The sequence below is a fragment of the Bacteroides sp. AM23-12 genome, assembly GCF_003434395.1.
Classification (GTDB): Bacteria; Bacteroidota; Bacteroidia; order Bacteroidales; family Bacteroidaceae; genus Bacteroides; species Bacteroides thetaiotaomicron.
Genome location: NZ_QTLF01000016.1, coordinates 43,204 through 57,269, shown reverse-complemented (window position 1 = coordinate 57,269; position 14,066 = coordinate 43,204). Strand labels below are relative to the sequence as shown.

At 43.1% G+C, this 14,066-nt stretch carries 8 protein-coding genes; 5 read left to right on the top strand and 3 right to left on the bottom strand.

The window, feature by feature from the left end; translation table 11 throughout:
* Window positions 1–42: 42 nt before the first annotated feature.
* Entirely contained in the window at window positions 43–975 is a 933-nt protein-coding gene (locus DW640_RS14130; RefSeq protein WP_048694486.1) for a metallophosphoesterase, read from the top strand.
* Window positions 976–1,453: 478 nt separating this feature from the next.
* On the opposite strand, the gene DW640_RS14125 is transcribed toward DW640_RS14130, so the two are convergent.
* Together DW640_RS14125 and DW640_RS14120 are read right to left on the bottom strand one after the other, a co-directional pair.
* Window positions 1,454–2,620, bottom strand: coding sequence for a 6-bladed beta-propeller (locus DW640_RS14125; RefSeq protein WP_048694488.1), 1,167 nt, complete (start codon window positions 2,618–2,620; stop codon window positions 1,454–1,456).
* A gap of 199 nt (window positions 2,621–2,819) precedes the next feature.
* Entirely contained in the window at window positions 2,820–4,670 is a 1,851-nt protein-coding gene (locus DW640_RS14120) for a mechanosensitive ion channel family protein (protein WP_048694515.1), read from the bottom strand.
* Between the two features lie 125 nt (window positions 4,671–4,795).
* Here DW640_RS14120 and DW640_RS14115 point away from each other — a divergent pair, with 125 nt between their 5' ends.
* Window positions 4,796–5,782 carry a calcium/sodium antiporter gene (locus tag DW640_RS14115; protein ID WP_048694491.1) on the top strand — a complete coding sequence of 329 codons (987 nt, stop codon included), beginning with the start codon at window positions 4,796–4,798 and terminating at the stop codon, window positions 5,780–5,782.
* A gap of 81 nt (window positions 5,783–5,863) precedes the next feature.
* Here the strand turns inward: DW640_RS14115 and DW640_RS14110 are convergent, their stop codons facing one another.
* Window positions 5,864–7,432, bottom strand: coding sequence for a DUF4832 domain-containing protein (locus DW640_RS14110; protein ID WP_008767298.1), 1,569 nt, complete (start codon window positions 7,430–7,432; stop codon window positions 5,864–5,866).
* Between the two features lie 222 nt (window positions 7,433–7,654).
* On the opposite strand from DW640_RS14110, the gene DW640_RS14105 reads away from it, so the two are divergent.
* From DW640_RS14105 to DW640_RS14090, 3 genes are all read left to right on the top strand, one after another.
* Window positions 7,655–8,902, top strand: coding sequence for a DUF2264 domain-containing protein (locus tag DW640_RS14105; RefSeq protein WP_008767299.1), 1,248 nt, complete (start codon window positions 7,655–7,657; stop codon window positions 8,900–8,902).
* 654 nt (window positions 8,903–9,556) lie between these two features.
* Window positions 9,557–10,474, top strand: a complete 918-nt coding sequence (locus DW640_RS14095) for an alkaline phosphatase (protein ID WP_008767300.1) — start codon at window positions 9,557–9,559, stop codon at window positions 10,472–10,474.
* A gap of 519 nt (window positions 10,475–10,993) precedes the next feature.
* On the top strand, window positions 10,994–14,059 hold the full coding sequence (locus tag DW640_RS14090; protein ID WP_117578535.1) for a TonB-dependent receptor: 3,066 nt from the start codon (window positions 10,994–10,996) through the stop codon (window positions 14,057–14,059).
* Window positions 14,060–14,066: the final 7 nt, after the last annotated feature.

The following is a 14,066-nucleotide window of genomic DNA, read 5'->3' as shown; positions in this document are numbered from 1 at the left end:
TTTCAATAACGGCAATTATAAACAACTAATAATCAATATAATATGAAGATAAAAAGCTTATTCATTCTTCTTTTTCTTTCCGTCTTTACATTCGCTCACGCACAGCTCACGGATTATTCCATCTTTGACAAGAAGTTTAACTTCTATGTAGCCAATGATTTAGGTCGCAACGGCTACTATGACCAAAAGCCAATCGCCGAACTGATGGGCACAATGGGCGAAGAGATAGGCCCCGAATTTGTATTAGCCACCGGAGACGTTCACCACTTCGACGGAGTGCGCAGCGTGAACGACCCTTTGTGGATGACCAACTACGAGCTTATCTACTCCCACCCCGAACTGATGATCGACTGGTTCTCCATCTTAGGCAACCACGAATATCGCGGAAACACTCAGGCAGTACTGGACTACACGAACATCAGCCGCCGCTGGTCGATGCCCGACCGTTACTACACCAAGGTATTCGAAGAAAAAGGAGCTACTATCCGCATCGTCTGGATAGACACCACTCCGCTGATTGATAAATACCGCAACGAAAGCGATAAATATCCGGATGCCTACAAGCAGGACATCAGCAAACAGCTGTTATGGCTGGAATCTGTGCTGGCAAGCGCCAAGGAAGACTGGATCATCGTGGCTGGTCACCACCCCATCTATGCCTACACTCCGAAAGAAGAAAGCGAGCGGCTTGACATGCAGAAACGCGTAGACAGCATTCTGCGCAAGCACAACGTAGATATGTACATCTGCGGTCATATCCACAACTTCCAGCATATCCGTGTACCGGGAAGCGATATTGACTATGTGGTCAACTCCGCCGCCTCCCTCGCACGCAAGGTAGAACCCATCGAAGGTACAAAATTCTGCAGTCCCGAACCGGGTTTCTCCGTTTGCTCTATCGACAAGAAGGAGCTTAATCTGCGTATGATAGATAAAAAGGGAAATGTACTTTATACAGTGACCCGAAAGAAATAAGTTCTCTATTAAAGAAAAAAATTCTACTCTCAGAAAAAACACACACGACAAAGGGCGTCTCCTTCGCGATGAAGGGGGCGCCCTGATTTATTATAGTAATCCTTTATTCAGAGATCATTTTGCAATATTTCGAGTTACAGTACATACTCTCGTAGGAAATTACTTTTATAATAGGCAATCAGCTACAACACGGACTTCAAGTCCAGAACTTACAATAGGACACGATGCGGATAATCATTTATTTTAATTTTAGCACCCGTTAATATTGTTTTAAATATTTAACAATGAGTATTATCGCTGGGGTGCGCTACGATAAAAGTCATTGTTTTGTAGTTTGAAGACTTGTTGGCAATTACTAAAATGTTGTATTGATCTTGGTACGACATGTAATATCATCTCTTCATGTGGTCCAGGCTTATCTATAACTCTTTTTACAATTCACCCAATATTGGAAACAAGCCCAAAAGGTATGTTTTTATCAATTAAAATCCGCAAACACAAAAACATTATTACTTTCCTCATTTTCAAGAAGTGAAGCAACCAGTTCTTTGAGTTTACCACTGAGCTTGTTTTTGTAATATGCTTCTTCGAGTTCAGCAAAATCCAGTTCAAAGTGGTATGCATGTTCATAATAATTAAAAAGCCGGGGATTGATATACAACTCTTTTCCTTCAAAATCGGAAAGAGTTATTTTTTGGCGAAACAGTTCTCCTGTTGCTTTGTTGCGCATATAATACTTTGGTGTCGGAGATTTCCCTGTTTCCCGATAAGGGTAAACCGCTATAAACTGATATTTTCCCGCATCCATGCAGATATCCATAACCGTCATTGGGTTTTGACTGCTCAATATTGGTTTTTTGTGCATATATGGAGTTAAATGCTTTTCTTTGCTGTAATGAAAAACGGTGTCGGATTCGGGATTGTATAAAAGTAATCCGTCAGCCGACTTTCTCACACGTCCGTAATTCACCTGACTAGTAAATACACTGTTTTTATAACTCAGATCTATATTTTCGTTTGGTAGTGAGATATAATCCAGCACTGTACCATCCAATTTGGAAATAAGAAAGAAAACTGAATCAATGGTTTGTTCTACTTCTGGGGCATTGCTTTGCATGGTAGATTGCCACAATTTCGTGTTATCATACACCAATATGGACACATCGTCAAACAAAGCCATTTGTCCGTTAACATTCACCTGAGGTAAATTTATTTTCCTTTTGAATTCACCCAATGATGAATAGACCATAATATGATTGCTAAAGTCGGGCGAAACAAACACTTCATCATTTGCCTCATCATACATTAGCGAAGCTGCATCGCTGTATTCTTCCGGTCCCTGTCCCCTACGGTTAAAATGTGATTTGGGATTTCCCTCTTTTGAGAAAAACAGCACGCTGTTCTGAGAGCGGTCTATAACAATAATATTGTTTTCGGTTACATAATCAATGCTGCCTTTATAGAGATAATCATCAGTTTTTGAATTGAGGTGCAGATAAGAGACACCCGCAATATCGGTGAGCTCAATTTTCTTTTCGGGATATTCTTCGGTGACATCAATAAATGCCAGTTTCTCTTGCAGTTCGTTATTAGAGGTGCAACTTGCAATTACAAGTGATAAGACTAAATAGAATACTTTTCTCATATTCGTAATATCTAAAAATTGTGCTAAGTTAGTCTTTTTTCTATTATTACGTTTGAAGCAATCATAAATATTCCAGCATATACACGAAAACATGAAATAAGAGTAGACTAATCAGCAATCAAAAGTAACGGTAGACAGACTTGTATATCCCCAAATATACAGCTGGGAATATTTATTACTTATAGATGATGAGCCTATATTACTCTGATTTATTACTCTGATTAGCAGTATCCGCAGGTTTACTCTTGCTTAGATCATCCTTGGGAATCGTTGTTTCATTCCCATCACGGACAGCCATGTAATGCGGAGACATAATCTCGATTCCCGCTTCATTAAACTTATCCTGAATAGTCTGGTGCAAATCAGAATAAATCTGCGCCATCTTATGCGCCTCTTTGATATAAGCATTAATCTGATACACCGGATACCAGTCACTCAACGAAGTTTCCAGCACAAACGGGCGCGGATCATCCACCACTCCGGGGGTATTCAATGCAGCATCAATCAGTATCTGATTGACCTGACGCCAGGGAACATCATAACCGATGGATACCTCCGAATGGATAATCAAGCCATACTCCCGTGCCGATGTACTATAATTCACCGTATGAGAGGACATAATAAAAGAATTGGGCACCGTCACCACCTCATTTTTCGGAGTGCGGATACGGGTGACAAGCGGCGTCTTCTCTATAATATCGCCGGTGGTATCGTTCAGTTTAATCCGGTCGCCCATCTTGAACGGGCGCATATAAGTAATCACCAGTCCGGCAATAATATTGCCGATAACGGTACTCGATCCGAGCGAAACAATCAATCCGACAAAGACCGAAATGCCCTGAAATACACCCGATTTAGAGCCTGGCAGATAAGGGTAAATCATTGCAATCATAAACGCGTAGAGCAGGAACCGGACGATGTGGAAGGTCGGCATTGCCCAATCCGGATAGAAACCATTGAATTTGAGACGCCCCGCCTCTATCTCACGAGCCAGATAAAGCACCATACGTACCAGATACTTCACCGCATACCAGATAACAACAATTGTAAACAGATTGGGGATATAGTCTATAATATCCACAAAGATATTCCGAATCGGATTCCAGATATAACCTAGTAAGCGATAGGCTAATCCTTCGGTCTGCGGGAAGATGATAAAAATCAGCGGGACAGTGATTACCAACTGTATCCCCATAAGGATATAACGCCCGATGCCGGCAAGGAAGACCAAGAGATTGGCTTGTTTCTGGGCATCCAGCAACTCGTATCCCTGGATAGACACAGGCTTTATCTTCGTATCTTTCAGACGCAGGATGCGTACTTTCAGTTTGCGGAACAGCCAGTTGGTCAGACGGAAAAGGAGATACTGGCCGACAATCACCAGCAGGAAATAAAGGATACGTTTCGCCATCCGCCACACGCTATGTTCCGCTTTCATCTCATGCAGTTTGGTGATCACATTCTGCCGCCTCTCCTTGGCAAGGGAGTCACGGGAGACTCCTTCCCACAAAGCATCCTGGTCTGTAAGAGACAGCAATACCTTGTTGCCATACATCAGGTCGGAAACAATATCCGAATGGTCGATGGAGACGGAATCGGGACGGAGATTAAAACGCTTTCCTATCTCTTCGATAGCGGCACCAGTCATCTGTGCCCGTTGCTGGGGAGCGTATCCGCCGCGTTTTGTAAAAAGATAAAACAGGGTATCACCTTCGGCAATGACGGGTACTCCTTTCGTGAACTGACGCAAAGAGTCGATACGCTGCCGTTGCTGGGATAATTTCACCGAATCGGCTGCCATTGTCTGAAGCCTCATCTGCTCCATCTCCATGCGCATATTGGCTTCATTGAGCCGGGCCTCTTCCAGGGATTTCTGCAAATTTGCCACACGGGCAGAATCTGAATCCCGGCGCAAGGAGGTTGGATGCGTTGCTACTGTATCTCCGGCAAAGATCTTCTTGACTGCCTGCTCCAGTTGCGCCTGTACATTCACCGCAAAGGATGCCATGATCAGCAGTAGCGCAAACCGTTTTATTTTTTTCATATCCATATAGAATGATTCCAGTTTGTGAATGAAATATAAATTCACTTTTCATTAAACATAGCAAACATACGGATTGTTTTTGACATAACAACTTCCAAAATGATTATCTTTGCCACCAAAAGAGAAAAATTATGAATATACTGTTCCTCATCGGAGGATTAATCCTCATTCTTCTAGGAGCTAACGGACTGACAGACGGTGCTGCTTCCGTAGCCAAACGTTTCCGCATACCTTCTATTGTCATCGGACTAACCATTGTTGCCTTCGGCACGTCCGCTCCGGAACTGACGGTGAGTGTCTCTTCTGCTCTGAAAGGAAGCGCAGATATTGCTATAGGTAATGTAGTAGGAAGTAACATTTTCAATACACTGATGATCGTGGGATGTACGGCACTGTTCGCTCCGATTGTCATCACCCGGAATACCTTACGAAAGGAGATTCCGCTCTGTATCCTTTCGTCTTTGGTGTTACTGATATGCGCCAATGACATATTCCTGGACCATGCCACAGAAAATATACTGAACAGAGTAGACGGTTTGCTTTTACTCTGCTTCTTCGCTATCTTCATGGGATATACGTTTGCTATCGCTTCTCCCCAATCTTCTCCTACACCGGAACCGGCAGGACATGAACACACGGCACCGGAAGAAGAGATCAAGCTACTTTCGTGGTGGAAATCCATTCTCTATATCATTGGCGGACTGGCAGCACTCATCTATGGAGGTCAGCTGTTCGTCAACGGAGCTACAGGGATTGCCCGCAGCATGGGAGTCAGCGAATCCATTATCGGATTAACGCTGGTAGCCGGAGGAACTTCCCTGCCGGAGCTTGCCACTTCCATCGTCGCCGCACTGAAAAAGAATCCGGAAATGGCTATCGGAAATGTAATCGGCAGTAATCTCTTCAATATCTTCTTTGTATTGGGGTGCAGCGCCAGTATCACTCCCCTCCATCTTAGCGGAATTACAAACTTCGACCTGTTCACACTGGTAGGTTCCAGCATTCTGCTCTGGCTGTTCGGGCTGTTCTTTGCCAAGCGGACCATTACACGGATAGAAGGAAGCATTATGATACTTTGCTATGTAGCGTATACGGTGGTACTGATTTATAATTCTTAATAAAGTAATCCATACCCAACAATAAAAGGCTACCGGTAATCATACCCGAAGCCTTTCACTTTTATCATAGAAACAAATCATTTATTCCACTTCAACCGCAGTCAATACATTCACGCCATACTTTCCATCCTTAGAAATCCACCAGTCCGTATCCCCATTGGCACAATGGATGGCATAACGAGGATTATATCTGAGTCTGTCCGATCCGTCCGGTATCCACAGACCTAACTTATAAGTTCCGGCAGTCACCGAGGCAGGGAGTTCAAGAGATACATCCACTGTATGCATCAGCGAAGTATAAGCAGAATCCTTTGGTTCGAACGGTTGCCAGTTCTTTGGATTGGCATCGGTCGGAAATTCCGTAACCTCTCCTGCATCATCAATCAATACAAAATAAACAGGATGTTCACCAAATACGGTGGCAAAACCTCTGTTCTTCAAGCTCAGTTTCAAGACGTTCTCCTTTCCACTCACGAATTTGGAGGGAAGCTGAAGTGATTGCAGCTCAATCCGGTAACCCAGATGATCACGTATATAATCGAACATATTGCGTTTTACCTTCGTTCCGTCTTTCTTCCGGAAGTAACTGTCGGACACCGGCATATGATGCTGGAGAAGGGAGTCTTCCGTTATCATCGTTTTCTTCCAGACCACCATGGAATATTCGGGCGGATTATTCTCGTCAAACCGGTTGTTGGGATGTTGCTCCTTATAATTATGTATGATACTTAGCGAAGTATAATGCTGGAGGAATAAACGTCTCGCCGCCTGCATACCGTCAATAATCCATCCGGCAGAAGGACTGTCCGGATCAGCGCCCACGCTCCAGAATCCCCAGGGCAGTTCACCGTCTACTACGAGGTAAGGAGATTCCGCCACTATCTGATCGAACTTCGGTGTCCCTTCGTGCATATCGGCATCCCATCTGTCGGGGCGTATGACAATGAAGTCATCATGGAAAGAAAGTCTCTTATAAAGTTCCGGTTTATCTTTCAGCAGGTTCTTAAATTCCGGGAGTCTGACTTGTACATTTCTCTCCGCAGGAACCACAGAAAGCAGTTTTTCCAATACGGCAGCCTTTGTTTCTTCCGAGTTTTCCAGTCCCTGAACCGAACTGTGCCATTCGCCCCACGCGCCAATCATTCCGGCTTGTACGACCAGAATCAAGTCTTTATTTTTCTCCAGGAAAGGTTTTAATTGATCCAAGTGCGCCAGTATCTGTTCGCCGGTAGGACCGACAGGCGACCGTCCCATAAAGTCGCGTTCGTAGGCAAAGCGCAGTACGGCCTTTTTTCCTTGCTTTTGCAGTTCATCAAAATATGCCTGCATGGTCCGGAAGTTTTCTTCAGACAGCTCTTTACCTATTAAATAAGTCAGATAAAAGTAGCTCTGTGAGAGTGAAACACTATCTGCTACATACTTAGCAGACAATTCATTCAGTTCTTCGGTAGGAGTGTCTTTTTCGTGCAGCACATCCACCGCGGTTTCCAGCCGGAATCCCCTGCCCGGGTTATATAATCCATTTTCTCCCTGCGGGTCATCTACACAGATTCCACGAAACTCCAGCGTCCGTTGACTATGACCGCATCCGCTTGCCAATAAAGCAAAGAGTGCAACTATCATGCTGCTACCTATCCAATTCCTTTTCATAGTAATAATTTTGTTTACCGGACAAATGTATGACAAATCCGGTGACAAGCATTATTTACCGGTCATTTTGTATAAGAAAGTATCAGCATCTGATAAATAACGCAAAAGTATTAGTTAATGCTAAAATTGTATTTGCCCTGCTGTCGGAATAATTCTACCTTTGCCATACGCTTCAGCTATGCCTCCATAGCCGTAGATTTAATCTTAAAAATAAGGCAATACATGAAAAGACTTCATTGGATCTTACTATTAATGATTCTGCTGATCCCGACAGAAAGTATCAGTGCCAAAAAGAAAACAGAGAAAAGTGACAGAGAAATCTGGTGCGACGTAATGTACCGGATGGCTGCTCCTGTATTAAGCAACATGAGCGAAGGTCTGCTGAAACAGAATATGCTCGTAGAATTAAGTCCGACATGGGACGGGCGCAATCAGAACGTCACTTATATGGAATGCTTCGGTCGTCTAATGGCGGGACTGGCACCGTGGCTGTCATTGCCCGACGATGAAACTCCGGAAGGACTCCAACGCAAACAACTGCGGGAATGGGCATTGAAAAGCTATGCTAACGCGGTAGATCCCGCTTCCCCCGATTATCTGTTATGGCGTCAGGAGAATCAGACCTTGGTGGATGCCGCCTTCCTGGCAGAAAGTTTCCTGAGAAGTTATGATGCCTTATGGATGCCATTGGACAGCATCACCAAGCAGCGGTATATCGCCGAATTTACGGATCTCAGACGGGTCGATCCTTCCTATAGCAACTGGCTGTTGTTCAGCGCCACCGTCGAGTCCTTCCTTCGGAAAGCTGGTGCGCCCAGTGACACTTACCGCATCAGTTCCTCTCTGCGCAAGATAGAAGAATGGTATGTAGGTGACGGCTGGTATTCGGACGGACCTCGTTTCGCATTCGATTATTACAATAGCTTCGTCATACATCCTATGTATATAGAAGCACTGGAGATAATCACCGAAGCCGGCAAACGTGAGAAGATAGGAAATATGCCCGGCTGCAACTTCCATGAAGCGATCAGACGTGCCCAACGATTCGGAGTAATCCTCGAACGCCTCATCTCTCCGGAAGGTACGCTACCTGTTTTCGGACGTTCTATCACTTACCGTACCGGCTCTTTGCAGACATTAGCGCTGCTTGCGTGGCGCAACTGGCTTCCCGAAGAATTATCAAACGGACAGGTACGCGCAGCCATGACGGCTGTCATCCAACGTATGTTCGGAGACGGCCGCAACTTCAATACAGCAGGCTTTCTGACACTGGGATTCAACGGTTCCCAGCCCGGTATCTCCGATTATTACACTAATAACGGCAGCTTGTATATGGCATCGCTTGCTTTCCTCCCGCTAGGTCTGTCTGCCGATGATCCCTTTTGGACGGATGCTTCACAATCCTGGACTTCGAAAAAAGCATGGGAAGGAGAAGAGTTTCCGAAAGATCATTCTTATCATAAAGAATAAGTGAGAATCAGCGTCTTATAATAGTTTCCAGTGCGACTGGAAACTATTGTCCATTCACACCGGAAACTGTTTTATCACAGCCAGCTCTTGACTTTTCCTTTTTTATTTTGTATCTTTGAAGGTAGTAAAAAGAAGAAAAGCAATATGAAACGTATAAAATATAAGACATAACAGCAGTCAATAAGGCATCTGTTTCCATCTATAAAGGAATGGAAAAGGGAGAAAATCAGCACTGATTTTCTCCCTTTTTGTTTATATAATTCCAAGGTTACTCAGAAATTTCCCAAAAATAGTTTTTAATAAACTTGGATACCGTTTATAATAAACCCTTCAACTATTTATTAAAAACGCTCAAACGGTTTATTATAAAACTGTAAGGATATTATTGTAGCCAAGCCGAAAGGATATTCATATTTGAGCAGAAGAATCATTAAAACGGTCAATATTATAGACAAATAGTCAACGACAGAATTTGACAGCCAAAGAAACAACGCCAAGCAAAAGACAAAATTTTAAAAGAAATACCATAAAAGTATTAGTATCTGCTAATATTATATTTGTCTCCCCCTTAAAATAGTCTTACCTTTGCTCATCATTAGTTATGGCCTTTGATTCAATAACGAATAAAACATTAACCATATAAATAAAAGTATCATGAATAAACAAACCTTTTTAACACTACTTGCTACATTCGCACTCCTCTTCAGTTTCACTTTCTCCTGCCATGCCAAAGGAAAAGACAAAGCTAAACACGTTGTTTTCATCGGTTTGGACGGCTGGGGAGCCTACAGCCTTCCCAAAGCAGATATGCCAAACGTAAAGAAACTGATGGAGGACGGAGCTTACACACTGAAAAAGCGTTCTGCCCTCCCCTCTTCCAGCGCCATCAACTGGGCATCCATGTTTATGGGAGCCGGACCGGAACTTCACGGATACACCGAATGGGGATCTAAAACACCGGAACTTCCCTCACGCGTATTAAATAAGAATGGTATCTTCCCTACTGTTTTTCAATTACTGCGCGATGCCCGCCCGGAAGCGGAAATCGGTTGCCTGTATGAATGGGAAGGAATTAAATATTTAGTAGATACGCTGTCTTTAAGTTATCACTATCATGTTGCCGACTGCAACAAGACTCCGAAAGAACTGGGCAATATGGCTTCTTCTTATATAAAGGAGAAACACCCCGCTCTTGTAGCCATCTGCTACGACGGTCCGGACCACACCGGACACACTGCCGGACACGACACACCGGAATATTACGAGAAACTTAAAGAACTGGATATGTATGTCGGCCAAATCGTTCAGGCGGTAAAAGACGCAGGAATGCTGGATGATACCATTTTCATATTAACTTCCGATCACGGAGGTATCGATAAAGGTCATGGCGGAAAAACCATGCAAGAAATGGAAACTGCTTTCATCATATCCGGCAAGAATATTAAGAAAGGACTCCGGTTTGACGATGTAAGCATGATGCAATACGATGTGGCGTCCACCATCGCCCGCATCTTTCATTTAGAACAACCACAAGTTTGGATAGGTAGACCCATGGAGATTGTTTTCAAATAATCATTTAGGATGATTAACAGGAAGGGAAAAGGAGAAGCTAAAATAACTGGCTTCTCCTTTTTTATTTATCTATCCACGCTCATAAGATAGGAGATTATAAATACTATTTCTTATAAGTAACAAAATGAGCAGTCATAATAGTTTTATTTCCTATAAGTAATAGAAATCACACCTCCACAGCTGTTAATTACCGAATAATACTTGCATCAACATACATATCCTTATACCTTTGTCCCCCGGTAACACAACATAATATAACTTCAATCATAAAATGTACTCTTTTGACATTCTTAATAAGCAATCCAACTGATTAAAGCAGCATTCAAACACTCTGATAGGACATCTTATCTTTTGTTTATTCAAATTAAAATACAATACGATAGAATTGTATTAGTAAATGATAAAATACTACTTGTCTGACGGAGCATTATCGCCTACTTTTGCATCATCAGTTATTGGTTGAAGTTTCCATGGATCAATCAACAATTGAATAGAGTTTATAATCTAATACAATAAATTATGAGAAGAAAAATTTATTTTCTACTATTCTTTTTTCTTTGCCTGACTAGCATTCCACTGGCAGCCCAGGATATTGAAATAAAAGGAATGGTAACAGAAGCTACAACAAATGAACCCTTACCAGGAGTCACAGTCAGAGTGAAAGGTAAAGACACCGGCACAGTAACAGACATGGATGGTAAATACTCCATCAAAGCGAATAAAGGGAATATACTGATATTCTCAACAATAGGTATGAAACAAATAGAAAAAGCTGTCACGTCCGGAACTCCAATCAATGTATCTATGGAAGAAGATAATATCGCTCTGGAACAAGTAGTAGTGATTGGTTATGGTACAGTGAAGAAGAGTCATCTTTCGGGGGCTGTAGGTTCGGTTAGTGCAAAAGAACTTAACGGTCAGGTTGCTTCTAACGCAGCCACAGCCTTACAAGGGAAAATACCCGGAGTATCAGTAGCCAGTTCCAGTGGTGATCCCAATGGAAGTATGACGATCAATGTTCGTGGTATCAGCTCTTTATCCAACAACAATCCACTTTATGTAGTAGACGGAGCATTTGGAGATATCAGTATGGTCGATCCTAACGATATTTCCTCTATCGAAGTTTTAAAAGATGCTGCTGCGGCAGCAATCTACGGTTCACGTGCAGCAGGTGGTGTTGTACTGATTACCACTAAAAGCGGTCGTAAAGACATGCCGACTAAATTAGATGTCAATTTCTTCACAGGAATCAGCCAGACTCCCAAAACACTGAAAGTTTTTAATGGAGAAGAATACAGCCGCTTCACACGCTACTACAAATTAGCAGGCGACGGTTATGGTGCAGAAAACGGAGCTACCCCTTTCATTGGTGAAGGAACAGACTGGCAAGACGTGATGTTGCGCACAGCCATGACTTATAAAGCCAATGCTACCATCAGCGGCGGTTCCAAAAGCGGTTCTTACAGTTCATCTGTCAGCTACCTTAATAAAGAAGGTATACTGCGCAACACTGATCATGAATCTTACAATATCCGTTTGAAAAGCGATTATTCTTTCTTCGACAATCGCTTGACAATAGGTGAATCTATGATTGTAAATCTGACAAAAGGTAGTGGATACATTCATCAGGATACCATGTTCGATATCTTTCAGTTCCCGTCAGTAGTACCGGTATACGATCCTACAAACGCAGGGGGCTGGGGTACTTCCAATGACATCAATTTACCGAATCCATTGGCTGAAATGACAGTCAACGACGAACGGACAGAAACAACCAAGATTTTCCTCAATGCCTATTTACAGGCTGAAATCATCAAAGGACTAAAGTACAAACTCAATGTAGGTATCAGAAAAGAGCATACTAAGTGGCGTTATTACAAGGATGTATACGATTTAGGAACATTCGGTAAAAACGACAAGCCCGACCTTGAAGAAAAATCGTCAACATGGGAATCATGGGTATTAGAAAACACCCTGAATTATGACCGTACATTCGGCAAACACAATTTGTCACTCCTTGCCGGATACTCTGCCCAGAAAGACAAAAGTTACAGCCTTTATGGTAAAAATGGAGATATGCCCCAGTTCATTGAAACAATGCCGGGCAATGTAGATCCTTCCAACCTGAAAGCATCCAGTTCGCTGAATGAACTTGCATTGGTATCTCTGTTCGGACGTGTCATGTATTCCTTTGACGACCGTTATTTATTCTCGGCATCTATTCGCCGTGACGGTTCTTCACGTTTCAGAAGTGGACATCAATATGGTGCATTCCCTTCTGCTTCTATTGGATGGAACATCAACCGCGAAAAATTCTTTAAACCTTTAGAGAATGTATTCGATCAGTTGAAGCTGCGTTTTAGTTATGGTAAACTCGGTAATCAGGAGATGACCAGCTACTATCCGACACAAAGTGTAGTATCGGACGGCATGAACTATGTGATGAATAATTCGCCTTGGTTTGGTTCTATGCCATATGTGCAGGCAATCTCACCCGCCAATTTAACATGGGAAAATACGGAGACCTATAACATCGGTTTAGATGTCAGTCTGCTAAACGGACGATTGACGCTTACTGCTGATGCTTACGTTAAGAATACAAATGATGTGCTATTACCTATTCCTTCTACCGCATCTACCGGTATCAGCGGAAACTCTATTCAGAATGCGGGACAAGTACGGAACAAAGGATTCGAACTTGCGGTCAACTATCGCGGTGCCATCAAGGAAAAGTTCAACTATTACATCGGTGCCAATATCGCAGCCGACAAGAATGAAGTGACCAAAATAACATTAGGCGGACAAAACCTGATGATCTCCGGATACAGCGCACACGGTGCCGGTGGTCGCGGTATCAATATGTTTGCAGAAGGGCACCCGATGTCATATTTCAACCTGATCGAAACAGACGGATTATTCCGCTCGGCAGAAGAGATCGCTAATTATAAAAACAAAGACGGTGAACTCATCCAGCCCGCTGCACAAGTTGGTGATGTCCGCTACAAAGACTGGAACGGTGACGGCAAAATAAACACAGATGACCAGCATGACGTAGGAAGTCCGTTCCCCGATTTCACTTTTGGCATAAGACTCGGCGGCGAATGGAACAACTTCGACTTTAACCTTTTCTTTGACGGAATGGTAGGCAACAAGATATATAATTATCCCCGTTATCGCCTGGAATCAGGAAACTTCAACGGAAACATGAGTACCGTATTGGCCAATTCATGGAGACCGGACAATCAGAACACTGATATTCCTCGTTTCTCTAAGACTGACGGTGCAGACAACAAATGGGCATACACCGACAGATGGCTGGAAGACGGCTCGTACATACGTTTGAAAACATTGGACATTGGCTATACATTACCCAAAGTTCTGACAAAGAAAATCAAACTTGAAAACGTAAGAATATACACTTCAATGGAGAACCTGTTCACATTGACCAAATATTCCGGCTATACCCCCGACCTGGGTGAAAGTTCTGTCGCAGGTGTTGCTTACAATGTATTCTCAAGAGGTATCGACCAGGGACGCTATCCATTGCCCCGTACTATTTCTTTCGGAATACAAGTCAACCTGTAATACCTTA